This is a genomic window from Nocardioides sp. Bht2 (assembly GCF_047308515.1).
Lineage (GTDB): Bacteria > Actinomycetota > Actinomycetes > Propionibacteriales > Nocardioidaceae > Nocardioides.
Genome location: NZ_JBLBWI010000003.1, coordinates 192,318 through 209,279, shown reverse-complemented (window position 1 = coordinate 209,279; position 16,962 = coordinate 192,318). Strand labels below are relative to the sequence as shown.

General features: G+C 68.2%; 17 protein-coding genes. 9 read left to right on the top strand and 8 right to left on the bottom strand.

Features of this window, described 5'->3' with window-relative positions:
* A complete protein-coding gene (gene deoC / locus ACLM5J_RS07590; protein ID WP_413655565.1) occupies positions 1-963 on the bottom strand; it encodes a deoxyribose-phosphate aldolase in 963 nt (320 codons plus the stop codon).
* A gap of 52 nt (positions 964-1,015) precedes the next feature.
* On the opposite strand from deoC, the gene ACLM5J_RS07585 reads away from it, so the two are divergent.
* Entirely contained in the window at positions 1,016-1,558 is a 543-nt protein-coding gene (locus ACLM5J_RS07585) for a hypothetical protein (protein WP_413655564.1), read from the top strand.
* An 18-nt stretch (positions 1,559-1,576) separates the two neighbouring features.
* Here ACLM5J_RS07585 and ACLM5J_RS07580 read toward each other — a convergent pair whose 3' ends face one another.
* The 5 genes from ACLM5J_RS07580 to ACLM5J_RS07560 form a co-directional block, all read right to left on the bottom strand.
* A complete protein-coding gene (locus ACLM5J_RS07580; RefSeq protein ID WP_413655562.1) occupies positions 1,577-1,972 on the bottom strand; it encodes a DUF5615 family PIN-like protein in 396 nt (131 codons plus the stop codon).
* Positions 1,969-2,217 (bottom strand): DUF433 domain-containing protein, encoded by a 249-nt coding sequence (locus ACLM5J_RS07575; protein ID WP_413655561.1) that lies wholly within the window; start codon positions 2,215-2,217, stop codon positions 1,969-1,971. The genes ACLM5J_RS07580 and ACLM5J_RS07575 overlap by 4 nt, the downstream gene beginning before the upstream one ends.
* Before the next feature lie 54 nt (positions 2,218-2,271).
* Positions 2,272-3,927 (bottom strand): phospho-sugar mutase, encoded by a 1,656-nt coding sequence (locus tag ACLM5J_RS07570; RefSeq protein ID WP_413655559.1) that lies wholly within the window; start codon positions 3,925-3,927, stop codon positions 2,272-2,274.
* Positions 3,928-3,956: 29 nt separating this feature from the next.
* Positions 3,957-4,754: a crotonase/enoyl-CoA hydratase family protein gene (locus ACLM5J_RS07565; protein ID WP_413655557.1), complete on the bottom strand. Its 798-nt coding sequence runs from the start codon at positions 4,752-4,754 to the stop codon at positions 3,957-3,959.
* A 141-nt stretch (positions 4,755-4,895) separates the two neighbouring features.
* Positions 4,896-5,567 carry a heme oxygenase (biliverdin-producing) gene (locus ACLM5J_RS07560; RefSeq protein WP_413655556.1) on the bottom strand — a complete coding sequence of 224 codons (672 nt, stop codon included), beginning with the start codon at positions 5,565-5,567 and terminating at the stop codon, positions 4,896-4,898.
* A 245-nt stretch (positions 5,568-5,812) separates the two neighbouring features.
* Between ACLM5J_RS07560 and ACLM5J_RS07555 the strand changes: the two genes are divergently transcribed.
* The 7 genes from ACLM5J_RS07555 to ACLM5J_RS07525 all read left to right on the top strand — a co-directional run bounded on the left by ACLM5J_RS07555 (position 5,813) and on the right by ACLM5J_RS07525 (position 14,388).
* Positions 5,813-6,910, top strand: a complete 1,098-nt coding sequence (locus ACLM5J_RS07555; protein WP_413655554.1) for a heme/hemin ABC transporter substrate-binding protein — start codon at positions 5,813-5,815, stop codon at positions 6,908-6,910.
* The gene (locus tag ACLM5J_RS07550; RefSeq protein ID WP_413655553.1) at positions 6,910-7,998 is read left to right on the top strand and encodes a FecCD family ABC transporter permease; all 1,089 of its coding nucleotides are present in this window, start codon (positions 6,910-6,912) and stop codon (positions 7,996-7,998) included. Before ACLM5J_RS07555 ends, ACLM5J_RS07550 begins: the two co-directional genes overlap by 1 nt.
* Positions 7,995-8,801, top strand: coding sequence for a heme ABC transporter ATP-binding protein (locus ACLM5J_RS07545; protein WP_413655551.1), 807 nt, complete (start codon positions 7,995-7,997; stop codon positions 8,799-8,801). Before ACLM5J_RS07550 ends, ACLM5J_RS07545 begins: the two co-directional genes overlap by 4 nt.
* Positions 8,801-9,877 (top strand): hypothetical protein, encoded by a 1,077-nt coding sequence (locus ACLM5J_RS07540; RefSeq protein ID WP_413655550.1) that lies wholly within the window; start codon positions 8,801-8,803, stop codon positions 9,875-9,877. The genes ACLM5J_RS07545 and ACLM5J_RS07540 overlap by 1 nt, the downstream gene beginning before the upstream one ends.
* Positions 9,867-11,354, top strand: a complete 1,488-nt coding sequence (locus ACLM5J_RS07535; RefSeq protein ID WP_413655548.1) for a hypothetical protein — start codon at positions 9,867-9,869, stop codon at positions 11,352-11,354. Before ACLM5J_RS07540 ends, ACLM5J_RS07535 begins: the two co-directional genes overlap by 11 nt.
* 229 nt (positions 11,355-11,583) lie before the next feature.
* Positions 11,584-12,810, top strand: a complete 1,227-nt coding sequence (locus ACLM5J_RS07530; RefSeq protein ID WP_413655547.1) for an Ig-like domain repeat protein — start codon at positions 11,584-11,586, stop codon at positions 12,808-12,810.
* Between the two features lie 111 nt (positions 12,811-12,921).
* Positions 12,922-14,388, top strand: coding sequence for a hypothetical protein (locus tag ACLM5J_RS07525; protein ID WP_413655546.1), 1,467 nt, complete (start codon positions 12,922-12,924; stop codon positions 14,386-14,388).
* Here ACLM5J_RS07525 and ACLM5J_RS07520 read toward each other — a convergent pair.
* Positions 14,385-14,948, bottom strand: a complete 564-nt coding sequence (locus tag ACLM5J_RS07520; protein ID WP_413655544.1) for a TetR/AcrR family transcriptional regulator — start codon at positions 14,946-14,948, stop codon at positions 14,385-14,387. The two genes, ACLM5J_RS07525 and ACLM5J_RS07520, sit on opposite strands and share 4 nt — an antisense overlap.
* 1 nt (position 14,949) lies before the next feature.
* Entirely contained in the window at positions 14,950-15,750 is an 801-nt protein-coding gene (locus ACLM5J_RS07515) for a purine-nucleoside phosphorylase (RefSeq protein WP_413655542.1), read from the bottom strand.
* A 92-nt stretch (positions 15,751-15,842) separates the two neighbouring features.
* On the opposite strand from ACLM5J_RS07515, the gene ACLM5J_RS07510 reads away from it, so the two are divergent.
* Complete coding sequence (locus ACLM5J_RS07510) at positions 15,843-16,952, top strand: FUSC family protein (protein ID WP_413655540.1); 1,110 nt, start codon at positions 15,843-15,845, stop codon at positions 16,950-16,952.
* Positions 16,953-16,962 lie beyond the last annotated feature (10 nt).

The window sequence follows — 16,962 nt, the reverse complement described above, 5'->3', positions numbered from 1 at the left end:
TCAGTCCAAGGTGAAGTAGTCGGGGCCGAAGTAGCGGCCGGTCTGCATCTTCGTGCGCTGCATCAACAGGTCGTTGAGCAGCGAGGAGGCGCCGAACCGGAACCAGTCGGGGTCGAGCCAGTCCGGGCCGGCGACCTCGTTGACCATCACCAGGTACTTGATGGCCTCCTTGGTGTTGCGGATGCCGCCGGCCGGCTTGACGCCGACCATCTGGCCGGTGGCGGCGCGGAAGTCGCGGACCGCCTCCAGCATGATCAGGGTGACCGGCAGGGTGGCTGCGGGCTGCACCTTGCCTGTGGAGGTCTTGATGAAGTGCGCGCCGGCCAACATCGAGAGCCAGGAGATCCGGCGTACGTTGTCGTAGGTCTGCAGCTCGCCGGTCTCGAAGATCACCTTGAGGTGCGCCGGCCCGCAGGCCTCCTTGACGGCCTTGATCTCCTCGAAGACCTGGAGGTAGCGGCCGGAGAGGAAGGCGCCGCGGTCGATCACCATGTCGATCTCGTCGGCACCGGCCGCGACGGCGTCACGGGTGTCGGCGAGCTTGATGTCCATGGCGGCGCGGCCGCTCGGGAAGGCGGTGGCGACGGCGGCGACGTTGACGCCGCTGTCGCCGAGGGTCTGTTTGGCGATGCCGACCATGTCCGGGTAGACGCAGACGGCGGCGGTCGCCGGGCAACTCGGATCGGCCGGATCCGGCCGCATCGCCTTGTTGGCCAACGCGGTCACCTTGCCCGCGGTGTCCGCGCCCTCCAGGGTGGTCAGGTCGACCATCCGGATGGCGAGGTCGATCGCGAACTCCTTGGCGGAGGTCTTGATCGAGCGGGTGCCGAGGGAGGCGGCCCGGGCTTCGGCGCCGACCTGGTCGACGCCGGGTAGGCCGTGCAGGAAACGGCGCAGCGTGGAGTCCGAGGCGGTGACGTCGTCGTACGCCGCAGAAGCAGTCGTCGTGGAAGTGTCAGTCACCTCCCCAGCATAGGGTTGGCCACATGAGTGGTGGCAATCCCAGGAACCGGCGATGAGCAAGAACGCACCCGAGAGCTTCCCGGCCACGAACGGCACCGCCATCGGTTGGCTGGGTGAGGCGCTGATCGGGGTGGGGATCATCGCCACCATCGCCGACGGCCAGCACGACTCGGACCTGTTCGTGATCTGCCTGCTGCTGACGGCGGCGGCGGGGCTCTACGCCTTCCTGCTGCAGCCGCACCTGGAGATCAACGGGGACAACCTGGAGCTGCACAACCCGTTCCGGGTGGTGGTGATCCCGCTCGCCGCGATCACCGAGATGCAGCTCCGGATGACCTTGCAGGTCGCGGCTCACGAGCACCGCTACACCTGCGCAGCGATCTCCCGCTCCCGACGGACGCTGCGCAAGAACGCGGAGCCAGACCCGGTCAACGTCACCCAGGATCTGATCGAGCTCCGGGTCCGCACCCGGATCACCGAGGCCCAGGACCAGGGCCTGCCGGCCGGACCGGTCACCCAGCGCATCGTCTGGTGGCTGGTCGCCCTCGTCGCCGTCCCCGGCTCGGCCGCGCTCCTCGTCGGCCTGCTCCGCTGAGTCGAGCCGCCTTGGGTTTCAGCCGCCGCGGCTCAGGACTTCGACAGGGGGAGAAGTTGCACCCCGGGTAGGGCGGTCTACGGCGACTGAGAAGATCGCTTCACCCTGGTCACGGATGCGCGACTCAATCAGCGGAAGCGTACTGACGAGCGTGGCGAGGAGTTCGTTGCGTGAACCGGAGAAACCTCGCACGATCACCAGGCTGGGCGCAGATCCACCTGACTCAGCGAGGTACTTGGTCAGTTTCTTGTCGCCGGTGATCAGGAGGCGCCCCTCCGCCTCGCAGCACTTGAAGACCTCCGGATCGGACGCCATGCCGAGGCCGACCTCTGAGGTGTGCAGGCAGTCATGCCCGAACTCTGCCAACTGTGTCTGCAATGACCGGGGCAGATTCTGGTCGACGAGGATCCTCACGCGGTTGCGCGGCCCGGAAGGTAGTGGTCGCGTTCGGCCAACATGACGGCGTACCTGAGCACCTCGGTGACGTCGGCCGGTTCGATGAAGGGATAGTCGATCTGGATCTGCGCCACCGAGTACCCCTCGGCGAGGAGACCCAGCAACTGCTCGGCGCTGAACCGGTATCCGCGGATGCACGGCTGGCCGCCGAGCTTGTCAGCCTCGACCGTGAGCCGTTCGAATCCGGGAACCGTTTGGGTCATGCTGCCAGCGTAATCGAACGCAGAGGTCGTGGCATCTGCCCATTTCGGGGCCCGCTACAGCCCGGCAGCCTGCTTGATCCCGTCCCGCAGTGCGTCGAGGCGACCGGCGGCGGAGATCCGCGCGGCGTCGACGTCGCCGTCGGGCTCGACGGCGACCGCGACCTCCAGGTAGCACTTGATCTTGGGCTCGGTGCCGCTCGGACGGACGATCACCCGAGCGCCTCCGTCGAGTTGGTAGCGGAGGCCGTCGGTGGGCGGAAGGTCGGCGGTACCGAGGGAGAGGTCCTCGGCGGTGACGACGGCCAGGTCGGCGAGCTCGGTCGGTGGGTTCTCCCGGAGCCGGGCCATCGCCCGGGAGATCTGGGTGAGGTCGGTGACCCGGACCGAGAGCTGATCGGTGGCGTGCAGGCCGTGCTCGCGGGCGATCTCGTCCAACAGATCGATCAGCGTCTTGCCATCGGCCTTGGCCTCGGCGGCCAGCAGGCTCAACAACAGCAGCGCGGAGACGCCGTCCTTGTCCTTCACGTGGTTCGGATCGACGCAGTAGCCGAGCGCCTCCTCGTAACCGAAGGCGAGCCCGGGAAGGCGGCCGATCCACTTGAAGCCGGTGAGGGTCTCCACATACTCCTGGCCGTGCGCCGTGGCCAGTTTGCCGAGCAGTGATGAGGAGACGATGGAGGCGGCATAGGTGCCGCTGCGTCCCTTGCGCAGCAGGTAGGAACCCAGGAGGGCGCCGACCTCGTCGCCGCGCAGCATCTGCCATCCGTGCGGGCCGCGGACGGCGGCCGCGCAACGGTCGGCGTCGGGGTCGTTGGCCAGCACCAGGTCGGCGTCGACCTCGGCGGCGAGGGCGAGCGCGGCGTCCATCGCACCCGGCTCCTCAGGGTTCGGGAAGGCGACGGTGGGGAAGTCGGGGTCGGGGTCGCGCTGTGTGGTGACCACGTGCGGCGCGGCGAAACCGGCCCGGCGCAACACCTCCAACGCGACGTCGTTGCCGACGCCGTGCAGCGGTGTGTAGACCAGACGCAGATCGCGCGGGCCTTCGCCGGCGAGACCTGCGACGGCGTCCAGGTAGTGCTCGACGACGTCGTCGCCGAGCACGGTCACCTCGTTGAGCCGAGGGACCGACTCGAGAGCACCGATGGCGGCGATCCGGGTGGCGATCTCGACGTCGGCCGGTGGCACGATCTGACTGCCGTCGCCGAGGTAGACCTTGTAACCGTTGTCCTGTGGGGGATTGTGGCTCGCGGTCACCATCACGCCGGCCACTGCACCGAGGTCGCGGATCGCGAAGGCGAGGACCGGGGTCGGCAGATGCCGCGGCAGGAGGAGCGCGCGGAGCCCAGCCCCGGCGACGACCTCGGCGGTGTCACGGGCGAAGACCTCGGAGTTGTGCCGGGCGTCGTAGCCGATCACGACGGCGTCCTCGGCGGTGGCGCCCTGGCTCTTCAGATAGGCGACCAGACCGGCAGCCGCCCGGATCACCACGACCCGGTTCATCCGGTTCGGACCCGCTCCCAACGCGCCGCGGAGCCCGGCGGTACCGAACTCCAAGGTGCCGCGGAAGGCGTCGGCGAGAGCGGTGCCGTCGCCGCCCGCTTCGACGGCGGCGATGGCGGCGACGAGCTCGTCGCGGGTCTGCTGGTCCGGGTCCTGAGCCGCCCAGTCGCGGGCCTGGGCGAGGAGGGCGGTGATCTGCTCGGAGCTCATGGCCTCACGTTAGCCCGCGACCCGGCTCTTCAGCGACGACGCTGGGAGAAGGTGGCGGGCACCTTCTTGAAGGCGGCCTCGCGGGCGGCCTTGGTGTTGGCGGAGGCGAGCAGGAAGTACTGCTCCCACCGTTCCCGGGAGAAGGTGCGTCGGGCACTGGCCCGCCAGGTGGTGTTGAAGAGCCGTTTGGCGGCGGCCAACTGGTCGGGGGAGCGGGTGGCCAACTCGCGGGCGAAGGCGACGGCGGCAGCCTCGGGGTCGGCGGCGACCTCGGTGACGAGGCCGATCGTGGAGGCTTCGCTGCCGGAGATCACGGCGGCGGTCATGGTCAGCCGCTTGGCGACGTCGATGCCGACGAGCTCGGAGAGCGACTGAACCCCGCTCATGTCGGGGATCAGCCCCCACTTGGCCTCCATCACCGACCATTGGGCGTCTGCGGTGGAGAACCGGAAGTCGGCGGCGAGGGCGATCTGCAGGCCGCCGCCGTAGCAGTGGCCGTGGACGGCGGCGATCACCGGTACCGGTAGCCGACGCCAGGCCCAGCAGGCCTCCTGGAACTTGTTGGTGCCGCGCCAGGGGAGCGGGACCAGAGCGCTGGCCACGCGGCGCGGGTCCTTCAGCACGGTGGCGAAGTCCAGCCCGGCGCAGAAGGAGTCACCCTCGCCCGAGATCACCACGGCGCGCAGGGTGCGGTCCTTGCGCAGCGTGTTGGCGGTCTCGACGAGCTGGTCCAGCGTGTCGAGGGTGAGGGCGTTGAGCTTCTCGGGGCGGGTCAGTCGCACGTGGGCGATGCCGTCGGTCACGGTGTTACTCACCAGTAGCGTCATGGAGACAGCTTAGCCAATGGCGCCGTCAGAGATCGAGCCTGTCGAGATCGAATCAGCGGGTCTCGAGTCCGGCGATCGAGTCCGGAGATCGAGCTTGTCGAGATCGCTCTGGTTCTGGTCTCGACAAGCTCGATCAGCGGTTCAGCGCTGGTAGGCGGCGAGGTTCTCGCCGAGCTCGTTGAAGAGCGCCTGGTTCTGGCCGAAGGCCACCTTGACCTCGTTGACGACGGTGGTGCGCTGCTCGGCGTCGAGCGGAAGGGCGTCGAGAGCGGCGCGGTAGCCGTCCTTGTAGACCTTGGGCTTCTCGATCTCGGCGAACTCGTAGAACGCGAGGCCGGCGGAGCCGGGCGCCACCTCGTAGGTGCGACCCAGGACGCGACCGATCGCCAGGCCGCCCGACAGGTCGCCGAGGTAGCGGGTGTAGTGGTGGGCCACGTAGAGCAGCGGGTTGGCGGCGGCGGCTTCGACGCGCTCGGCGTAGCCGGTCGCCGCGGCGGAGACGTTGCCGAGCTCGACGCCGGCGCGCTCGGACCAGTACTGCAGGTCGGCGTCGATCGCGGCGCCGCGCTCCAGGCGGAGGTCGTGCAGGGTGCCCACCCAGGCGTCGTCGAGCAGGGTGCGCCCGACCTTCTCCAGGGCGCCGTAGACGGTGCGCAGCGCCTCGAGGTAGTGCAGGTAGCCCAGCTCGTTGATCTTCCCTTCGAGCAGGAGGCTGGTGAAGCCGGCGTTCTCGGCCTCGGTGTGCTCGGCCATCGAGCCCTGGCGCATGGCGACGGAGAGGGCCTCGGTGGGGGTGGTCTCGAGGAGGGTCATGGTTGCTCCTGGCAGGGATGGCGTATGCGGATGCGATGCGTGTGAGGGGTTCTCGGCGACGGGTGTGCGTCCCTGAAAACGTCCTGACACATTGTCAGAATCAAGAGGACGGTTTGTCAACTCCGATTCGACAATGTGTCAATCTGCCGTGGTGAGGTTAGCCTAACAGAAGGTTTGTTAGGGTTGCCTTCTTCGGGGAAGGGCTGAGTCGGATCCACGGATCCCACAGAAGAGGGGAAATCCGCGTGCGTCGCACCGCTGTTGCTGCGCTCTCCATCGTCGTCCTGGCGTTCGCCGGCTGCGGTATCGAGGTAGGGGACAAGAACGAGGGCCATAGTGCCGCCACCGGCCCCGCGGCCCCCGACCTGGACAGCGTCACCCCGCTGGCTGACGCGAAGGACTGGAAGGGCGCGGTCACCGCGGTCGCCCAGGACACCGCTGTCAACGCCGTCGCGGAGAACCCGAAGCCCGCCCTGCCGGTCACCGTCACCGACAACCAGGGCACCAAGGTGACCATCAAGGACACCAGTCGGATCCTCGCCCTCGACATCTACGGCACGCTGTCGCGCACCGTCTACGAACTCGGTCTGGGCGACTCGTTGGTCGGACGCGACGTGTCGACGTCGTTCCCCGAAGCTGCGAAGCTGCCGCTGGTCACCCAGGGTGGACACGACCTCAACGCCGAGTCGATCCTCGACCTCGACCCGACCCTGATCATCACCGACACCTCGCTCGGCCCGTGGGACGTGATCCTGCAGATGCGCGAGTCCGGGATCCCGGTCGTGGTCGTCGACTCCAAGCGCAGCGTCGATAACGTCGGCTCGCTGATCACCTCGGTCGCCACGGCGGTCGGCCTTCCGGAGCAGGGCAAGACCCTCGTCGAGCGGACCCAGAAGGAGATCGACGTCGTCAAGGCGAAGATCGCCGCCGTCGCGCCGGGCGACGACTCGCAGAAGCTGCGCACCATCTTCCTCTACGTCCGTGGCCAGGCGAACGTCTACCAGCTCTTCGGCGAAGGCACCGGTGCCGACACCCTGATCGACGCGCTCGGGCTCTACGACGTCGCTGAGGAGATCGACTGGAAGGGCTCGCGCAACGTCACCGCCGAAGCCCTGATCGAGGCGCAGCCCGACCTGGTCTTCTTGATGTCAGGCGGGCTGGAGAGCGTCGGCGACGTCAAGGGTCTGCTGGAGAAGGTACCCGCGCTGGCGAACACGCCGGCCGGTGAGAACGAGCGTTTCGTGGCGATGGAGGACTCCCAGATCCTGGGCTACGGCCCGCTGACGGCCTCGGTCCTCAACGCGCTCGGTGTCGCCGTCTACGCCCCGGAGGCGATCTCCTGATGGCAGTCGCCACCAGCCCTCGGCCCGGAAGTCTGCGCGAACGGATTGCCGGCAGCATGGCGACCCGGTTCGGACTCTTCGGTGTGCTGACGGCGCTGCTGGTGACGGTCGTTGTGATCGGCGCCGGACAGGGCGCGGTCAACATCCCTGCCAACGAGGTCTTCGGTTCGCTGATGCACAAGATCGGCCTCGACATCGGCACCTTGCCGACCCACCCGCGTGGCGAGGACGCCTTGTGGAATGTGCGATTCCCGCGCGTCGTCCTGGCCGCACTCGCCGGTGCCGCACTCGCCACCGCGGGCGCGGTGATGCAGGGCGTCTTCGGCAACCCGCTCGCTGAACCCGGCGTGATCGGTGTTGCCAACGGCGCCGCGGTCTGCGCCGCCTTCGTGATCGTCTTCGACCTCGCCTTCCTCGGCAACTGGACGATCGCCGCGGCCGCCTTCATCGGCGGCCTGGTCACCACGTTCCTGGTCTACCTGATGGCCCGGGAGAACGGACGGACCGAGGTCGTCACCCTGGTCCTGACCGGCATCGCGATCAACGCGATGACCAGCGCCGGACTCTCCTTCATGCTCTTCCTCGCCGACACCACCGCGCGCGAGGAGATCGTCTTCTGGACCCTGGGCAGCCTCAACGGCGCCCGCTGGGAGCAGATCTGGGTGGTCCTCCCGCTGACCGTGATCGGGATCGCGGCCGCCGTCTTCATGGCGCGTCAACTCGATCTGCTGGCACTCGGCGACCGTGCCGCCCGCCATGTCGGTGTGGACGTCGAACGGTTGCGGGTCACCGCGATCGTTGTCGTCGCGGTGCTGACCGCGGGTGCCGTCGCGTTCTGCGGTGTGATCGCCTTCGTCGGTCTCGTGGTGCCCCACCTGATCCGGTTGATCGCCGGCCCCGGTCACCGGCTGCTGATCCCCGCCAGCGCTCTGGGCGGTGCGGTCCTCCTGGTCGCGGCCGACCTCTGGGCGCGGACCGCGATCGTCAACGCCGACCTGCCGATCGGCATGCTGACCTCGTTGGTCGGTGGGCCCTTCTTCTTCTGGCTGATTCGCCGTGCCCGCAAGACCGCGGGAGGTTGGGCATGAGCACCTCCGACGTGAACGCGACCGCCGCACTCAGCGCGCGGGGCATCTCGCTCGCCTTCGGCACCGCGGAGATCCTGCGCAACGTGGACGTCGACGTCCGGGCCGGCGAGGTGCTGAGCCTGGTCGGTCCCAACGGTGCCGGGAAGTCCACGTTGCTCAGCGTGCTGGCCGGCGACCAGGCCCCGGACAGTGGAGCGGTTCTCCTCGGCGAGCGGGGGCTGACCACGCTGAGCGCCAAAGAGCTGGCCCGCGAACGCGGGATGCTGCTGCAGAAGCAGTTGCTCAGCTTCGGGTTCCGGGTACGGGAGGTGGTCGAGATGGGCCGCGCACCCTGGCACCGCACTGACCGCGAAGACTTCGACGACGCCGTCATCGCCGACTCGATGAAGCGCGCCGACGTCACCCACCTCGGAGACCGGTTCTTCCCGACGCTCTCCGGCGGCGAACAGGCCCGCACCGCGTTCGCTCGGCTGCTGGCCCAGGAGACGCCGATCCTGATGCTCGACGAACCCACCGCGGCGTTGGACATCCACCACCAGGAGCAGGTGCTCGAAGTGGCCCGTGATGCCGCGGACGCCGGTGCTGCCGTCGTCGTGGTGCTGCACGACCTCTCGCTCGCAGCCGCCTACTCCGATCGGATCTGCGTGCTCGCGAACGGCGAGGTCCGCGCGCTCGGCGCGCCCGCGGAGGTTCTGGTGCCGGAGATGTTGAGCGACGTCTACCAGCACCCGGTACAGGTCATCCAGCACCAGGATCAGCTGATCGTGGTGCCGGTGCGACGCGCTTCTCAAGGAGGCAAGTGATGGTGCGCATGGTCCGAGTGATGAGCGCGATCGCGTTGTTCTGCGCCACCTTCGCGTTCCTCGGCACGGTGCCCGCACAGGCCGCCGGCCGGGTCAGCGTCGTCAACGAGTTCGGCAGCGCGAAGATCGACGGCACCTATTCGACCACGTTGACCGTCAGCGGTTCGGGCTTCCAGTCGATCAAGGGCGGCCACGGCGGTGTCTACGTCTGGTTCGGCACGGTGAGTGCGGGGTGGCAGCCCAGTAAGGGAGGCGTCTCGGGCCAGGACTACCGCTACGTGCCGGACTCGGAGGAGGCCAACAACCAGGGCTTCCAGCGTTACGTCGCCTTCCCCGGTTCTGACACCGCCTCGTCGGCGGCTGCCACGATGGACGCCAACGGCAGTTGGCGGGTCAAGCTCGCTGTTCCGGGCCCGACCTTCCAGGCCGTGGGCCGCAACGGTGCGGCCGTGACGGTCGACTGCCGCAAGGTGCAGTGCGGTGTGATCACCGTCGGCGCCCATGGTGTGAAGAACGCGAACAACGAGACCTTCTCGCCGGTCTCGGTGGATGACCTCTACAAGGCGCAGCCCGCCGCGACCGACCCCGATGAGCTCGCGGGCGCCGTTCCGCCGGAGCCCGGGACGCCGGCGGAGAAGGCCAAGCGCAAGGCAGGCAACCCGAAGCTCGAGGTCGACCGCACCTCCGCAGTCGCTGGTCGAGTGCTGCCGTTCACCGTGACCGGCCTGGTCAGTGGCCAGCAGATCACCGTGGTCTTCGCCGACGGCCGCGCCGCTGCTGGACCGTTCCTGGTGGGGGAGACCGGCCAACTGGCCGGAGTGATCACCCTGCCCGCAGAGCTCCCGGCCGGGACCTATGAACTCCGGGTCTTCGGTGTCGACAAGGCACCGTCGGTGAAGTTCGCGGTGCGCGCCGCCGACGACGCAACGGATGCTCGACCGGCCGCCGCACATACCGACGAGAAGGACGACACCGTCGAGACCTGGGGCAAGATCTTCACCGGCTTCGCCGCCGCGCTGTTGCTGCTCGCGCTCGCCCGGTTGCTGCTGATCGCGAGGTCGCGCCGTGCGAAGTGAACTGACCCGCGGCCTGCGCCCGATGGCCGCCGTTCTCCTGCTGGTGCTGGCGATCGCGGCCGGAGCTGTGGGACTGACCCAGGCGCCTGATGCCTTCGCTGCCACGGAGACAGAGTGCGAGACGACCCCGCCCAGTGACGGCGGCGAGGACGGCGACGGCGACGGCGAATCCGACGGCGACGAAAGTGACTCCGACGGCGCTGGCGGATCCGACGGATCCGGCGAGGGCGAGGAGGCGCCACCGGCTGCCGGCGCGCAGGCCCAGGCCCGGTCCGCAGCTGACGGCGAGGCGGAGTGCGACGAGGATCCCACCGACCCGGAGACCAGCCCCACACCGATTCCGACGGCACCCACCACTGAGCCTGTCGTCGACGGCCTAGAGGTCACCGATGCCGTCTTCCGATGGGGCATCAACAACCAGTCCAACGCCCGCTCACATAACCCGTCGTCGATCAACCTGTTGGCGGCAGGACTCGCCAACCCCGGCAAGGCAGGGCGTGAGCTGCTGGCCGAGGATTGGCGCGCCAAGTCCGGCAATGTGCAGATCCAGAAGTGGCGGGGCGCCAAGAAGCGTTGGCAGTCGGCCACCTGGGCTGGGCTGTCCACGAACGCCACGGGGACGAAGGCGATCGGCGCAAAGGGCCCCTACAGCAACCACAACGTGGTGATCCGCAAGGGCCGAGGCACGGTGAACGTGGCGAAGCGCTGGGCGACGATCGCCTGGACCGGAACCTTCAGCGTCGTCTACTACGGCGGCAATGCGATCTTCGCTGTCAAGGACCCGGTCCTCGAGGTGCGCAATGGGCGAGGCATCGTCCGCGCTGATCTGCTTGGGTTTGCGACCGACAGCCTGAACCCGTCGACCGGGGGAGCGCCCACGAGTCAGTGGGAGTTGAAGCGGTCCTCGGGCGTGAAGATCCTCGACCTAGGACGCGTGAAGCTCACCAACACCGGGTTCACCGCCACTCCGCGTTACCTCGGAGTCTCTGTCAGGAACGGTTCGGCAACCCAGTTCCGCGCCGGCAAGGTCTGGGGTTCGTACCCGCAGGAGTTCATCGACTTCCTTGCGACGCTCGGCATTCACGATCAGTTCTGGTACTCCACGGGTCTGGCGACAGACAAGACGAAGCTGCCGCTGCCTGTGTCGGTGAGCCTCACCGCGCGTGAAGTGGCGCCGGAACCGGAGCCGGAACCGGAGCAGCCGAAGGTGAACAACTCACTGAAGACCCCGCCGCCGTTGGTCGGCCCACCGGCGAACCCGGTTCAGTCGGCTCCCTCGGCGCCGAGTGCCGCGGTGGCTCCCGGGAACGCACCGTCATTGCTCACAGCCGACGACCTGGTGGGTGCGCGTCCCGTCGCTGCCACCACTTCAGCGGAGCAGGCCACCGACGGATGGATCTGGTGGCTAGCGGGCTCACTGACGTTGATCGCTGCTCTCGCTCTGCTGATCCCGTCCCAACAGCGCACCAAGGCTTGACCCGGACTGCCGAGTAGTTCTCGGCAGCCGTTGTACCAGCTCATCTGCACCAGTAGGAAACCCAACCGAGAAAGGCAACCTGATGTCGTTGCTCACCCGAAGCGGATCGGCGTGGCGTAAGAGCGCTACGGCGATTACCGCGACCGCAGTCACCGCCAGCGCCTTGGCGTTCGTCGGCTCCGCACCTGCGCAGGCAGCCCCAGGGGCAGATCTGTCGTGGAATGTCTCTGTGCAGTTCGTCGAGCACTTCACCTCCGCTCACGTTCCCGGTACCTCGTTGACCGGCAGCGCCGGCGCCAGCTTCGAGAACGGCCAGATCACTTGGAGCGCCGACGGCATCAGCACGTCGGGCGGCGTCACGACCCGTTCCTTCGAGGGCACGATCGACGGCAAGTTCGGCACGATGTACGGCGTCACCATTACCGACCCCGAGGTGAGCTACGACGCCGCAGGCGTCGGCGAGATCACGGCTGTGGTCTCGGGCTTCCAGGGCGCGCCTGTTCCGCCGGCTACCACCTCCGCAGCGCGTGTGACGGTCGCAGAGATCTCGGATGCAGGTTTCGACAACGGCGTCTTCACCGCTACTCCTGCCTGGGAGGGCGTGCTTGCCACAGGTAGCCAGCAGGCGCTTGACCTCGGGATGACCGCTACCCAGCCGGTGGACGGCAAGTCGTTCCACCCGGAGTTCCTCGGTCAGATCACCGCCAACGTGCGGGGCCACTTCTACGACAGTGGAACGGGGAGCACCAACCCGAAGAAGCCGGTACTCGCTCCGGTCACGGCGGCTTCGTCCATCACGGCAGCCAGCGCCGTCATCTCGGGTGGCTACATCGAGGTCAAGGCCAGCGGAACCGGCTTCGACACGAGCTGGCGCCCGGGGGCGACCGGCATCTACGTCGGTCTCGCCAACGAGCAGGACATCACCAAGGTCAGCTCGACGGGCCAGAGCAGTGGCATGGAGAAGTTCATCGCCAGCACCTACATCCCGAACATCGCCCTGGTGGACGGCAACTTCACCGACGTTGAGTTCTCGGGCGCGAAGTCGAAGCTCGTCAAGGGCGCCAAGTACCGCGTCTACACCTGGACCGCGCACGGCAACCCGACTGCTGGTGACCCGCTGCTGAAGTCTTTCCCGGTGAGCATCGCCGGGATCGCGAAGAACACCTCGAAGACCACCGTCAAGGTCACCACGAAGCCTCGCACCAAGAAGGCCGGCAAGGCCACGGTGACGGTGACCGGTAGCCCGTTGGTAAAGGTTTCCGGCAAGGTGACGTTCAAGCTGAAGAAGGGCAAGGCGACCAAGAAGGTCAAGGCTGCCAAGCTCAACAAGAACGGCAAGGTCGTCGTCAAGCTGCCCAAGCTCAAGAAGGGCAAGTGGAAGCTGACCGTCAAGTACAGCGGCGACAGCAACTACAAGGGCTCCTCGAAGACCGTGACCATCAAGGTCAAGAAGTGACGCTCAGCATGCGCTGAGAGAGCTCACGACGGCCCCATCCCGCTCCGCGGGGTGGGGCCGTTTTCTGTCCTCGTCGCCATTGTGTCGGAGGTCGGTTCTAGCGTGCGAAGCATGAACTTTCCGTTGCCTGACTCCGACGCCGCCGCGGTGCTAGCTGCCGCGAGCCAGCGCGTCGCGCAGCGCCGGTTGGTCGAGATCTCCGAGCTCGAACTGCTCGCCCAATGGGCGGCGATCCACTCCGCCGATACCGCGCCCGGGTCGCGCAACAAGCTGGTCCAGCTCGGGGGAGAGGGCACCCCGAAGGTGCAGGATCACTGCCTCGGCGAGATCGCGCTCGCCCGCGGCACCCATGTCACGGCGACGACGAACGCCCTGGCCGACGTGCTGGACCTGATCCACCGGCTGCCCAAGATCTGGGCGGTCGCAGTGCTGGGCGGCGTCGAGGTCTGGCTCGTGCGCAAGGTCGCGAAGATGTCGCGCGACGTACCGTTCGCCACTGTCGGGATCGTGGACGCCGCCGTCGCGCGGATGCTCGGTCACGAAGGCGGCGGACGGATCCTGGACGTTGCCGAGGCGAAGGTCATCGAAGCAGACCTCGACGCGCACAACGCGCGTGTCGAGGCCGAGAAGCGCCGCCGCTACGTCGGTTTCGGTCGCACCAACGAGTACGGCCTCCGCGCAATGATCGCCCAGGTCGAGGCCGGTGACGCCGCCTGGTTGGATGCGACGATCAGCCGAGTCGCCGACTTCTTGGCCCAACACGACCCGATCGATCGCACCCGCGACGAGTGGCGCTCGATGGCGCTCGGCTACCTCGCGCGGCCCGCGGAACTCCTCGCTCTTCTGGCCCAGGACGCACACGCGGCAGCCACCGACGAACCTGGCGAATCCTCCTGCCCCTGTGGCCAGAGCCGCGCGATCGCCTTCCCCCAGGAGCTCCTTACCGCCCTCAGCAGCGTCGACTGGCGTCAGTTGCGGCCCAAGGCCACGCTCTACCTCCACCTGGCGGAGACAGCGCTCGTTGGCGTCGGCGCGCAGCAGAAACAGCCCGGCGTGGTCCGGATCGAGACCGCAGGTGGATTCGGTCTCCGCGCCCAGACCCTCGATCAGATCCACGGGCTGCTGGCAGGTGCGTCCGTCACCGTCAAACCGGTGATCGACCTCAACGATCGGGTCCGGACCACCGCCTACGAGCATCCCGAGGCGCTCAAGGAGCGGGTCTACCTCCGGACCGGTGGCGACTACTGGCCCTACAGTTCCTCGACCAGCCGCAACGTCGACTACGACCACGTCACTCCGTTCGACCACACCGGTGGCGACACCGGGCCACCCGGCTCTGACGCCCAGACCGGCACCCACAACTCCGGCCCCCTCAGCCGACGACACCACCGGTGGAAGACCCACGCCGGTTATCGGGTGCGCCAGATCGGCGAGCACCGCTACTTGTGGACGACGCCGCACGGGCTCGCCTACGTCGTCGACCACCGGGGCACCCGCCGGATCACCGCCGCCGAGGCCGAGCTGTTGGCCCGTTCAGCAGACGGGATCGAAATCTATGCCGACCCCTTCGCTGCCTAGCTCGCGCGCAGTGCGCGCAGGACGAACGCCTCGATCGCCTCGACCGGGAGGTGCCGCGGGTTCAGGCAGGCGTGGATCAGCGACATCGTCACGCTCGGGTCCTCGACGACGAAGTCACCACTGGCAACCCCGTCGGCCAGGATCGCGCGGAGGACGTTCTCGACGTCCATCACGTGTTCCCGGATCGCGAGCCGCGACTCCGGCGACAGCACGCCGTAGAGCTGGGTGCCCATCCCCATGTGGAACTGCTCGCCCGCCACCAGGTGGTGGTGGACGTAGAGGCGCATCCGCTCGACGGGGGAGTCCGCCGTGTCCAGCACCTCGTTCAGTGCCTCGACGTACTGCTCGGTCTCGTGACTGGCGAAGGCGACCACGACCGCTTCCTTGTCCGGGAAGTGGTGGTAGATCGCGGTCCGGCCGATCCCGGCGCGGGCCGCCAGTTGCGCCATCGAGATGGCGTCGAAGCTGCGCTCGGCGAGTAGCGAGGCAAGCGCCTCGAACACGCTCTGCCGCAGCTGTTCGCGGTGAGCATCCAGCGACCCGCCGGTGATCTTCGGCAACTCAGATCTCCCCAACGATGCTGCTCAGCAGCCCGCCCATCCGCGACGCCGCAGCCTTGCCGGCCTCCAGCACCTCTTCGTGGTTCAGCGGCTGGCCGCTCATGCCGGCGGCCAGGTTGGTGACCAGGCTGATGCCCAGGATCTCCATGCCGGCCTCGCGGGCGGCGATCGCCTCCAAGGTGGTGCTCATCCCGGCCAGGTCGCCACCGATCGCCCGGACCATCCGGATCTCGGCCGGGGTCTCGTAGTGCGGCCCGGGGAACTGGACGTAGACACCCTCGTCCAGGGTCGGGTCGAGCTGCTTGCACAGCGCACGCAGCCGCGGGCTGTAGAGGTCGGTCAGGTCGACGAAGTTGGCACCGACGATCGGCGAGGTCGCCGTGAGGTTGATGTGGTCGCTGATCAGCACCGGCTGCCCGGGGCGCCAACCTTCGCGCAGGCCACCGCAGCCGTTGGTCAGCACGATCGCGCGGCAACCCGCAGCGGCCGCGGTGCGGACCGGGTGGACGACCGCTGCGACGCCCTTGCCCTCGTAGAAATGGGTGCGGGACAAGAAGGCCAGCACGTTGGTCTCGCCGACCCGGATCGAGCGGATCTTGCCCGAGTGCCCGGCCACCGCGGCGGCCGAGAAGCCCGGCAGGTCCGTGGTGTCGATCTCCACCGTCGCCTCGCCGAGGGCGTCGACAGCAGGCAGCCAGCCGGATCCGAGAACGAGTGCGATGTCATGGTGCTCAACGCCGGTCAGCTCGCGGAGAGTCGCCGCGGCCTCGGTAGCGAGGGCGTAAGGGTCGGTCGCAGTCACCCAGCGATAGTAGGCCGCGCCAGCGCCGCATGCACCTCGGCCATCCGCTGACGTCTTGCTGTGACGGCGTCGGGAGGGTTGGATCGTGAGCTGTGGCTGCCGATCGCCGGATTCTCAACCTGCTCCCGACCACGGCTGAGATGACCCTCAAGGACCGCGTCACGGCGGTCACGGTCCGCTGGCGCACCCTGGTCCGCCTGGCTGCCGCGACCAGCGCCGCCTACGCGATCTCGACCCACCTGCTCGGCCACGAGCAGGCGTTCTTCGCGCCGATCGCCGCGGTGATCGTGCTGTTGGCCGGTGCCGGGCTGCGGCAGCGGCTCCTGGTCGAGCTGATCGTCGGGGTGGCGCTCGGGGTGCTGATCGGTGAGTTGCTGATCCTGGCGATCGGCCGGGGCGCCTGGCAGCTCGGACTTGTGGTGGTGCTCACCGCGGCGATCGTCCACTTCAGTGGTCTCCAGGGATTGGCCCGAACCCAAGCGGTGAACTCCGCGGTGCTGCTGGCCACCGTGATCCCGGCTGCCGGAGCCGACAATCCGGCAGTGACGCGCTTCCTTGACGCGCTGGTCGGCGGACTCTGCGGGGTGGCGATGATCCTGCTCCTACCGCGCAACGCCACCCGGGACCTGGCGGTGGAGGTTCGGCCGTTGCTGGTCCAACTGCAACGGGTGCTGCACGGCGTCGCGGAGGCGTTGAAACAGGGCGATCCCGCCCATGCGGACGAAGCGCTGGAGCTTGCCCGCGGACTGCAGGGCCAGGTGAACACCGCCCTCAACACAGCGGCCAACGTCGCCGAGGTCGCCAGCATGTCCCCCGTGCGGTGGCGGCAGCGACGCGAGGTCGCCGAGTACGCCGCGGTACTCGGTGACATCGACAATGCGATCCGCGACGCCCGAGTCCTGGCGCGACGGGTCGGCACGCTACTGCGGTTGGGGGAGTCGTGCGCCGAGCAGACCCAGCGCTCGATCGAACTGCTCGCCGACGGCGTCCACCTCTTCGAAGTGGGCCTCGGCAACAGCGCTGCCCAAGCGGACGCACAAGCTGAGTTGGTGGAGGCGGTCCGGCTCGCGATGACGGCGCTCGCCGGGGAGATGACGGTCAACACCGCAGCGGTGGCGGCCCAGATCCGTTCCCTGGCCGCCGATGTGCTCTTCGCCAGCGGGATGAGCCGCGACGAGCTCGACGTCCAGCTGGACTTCTAGGCCGTCACCG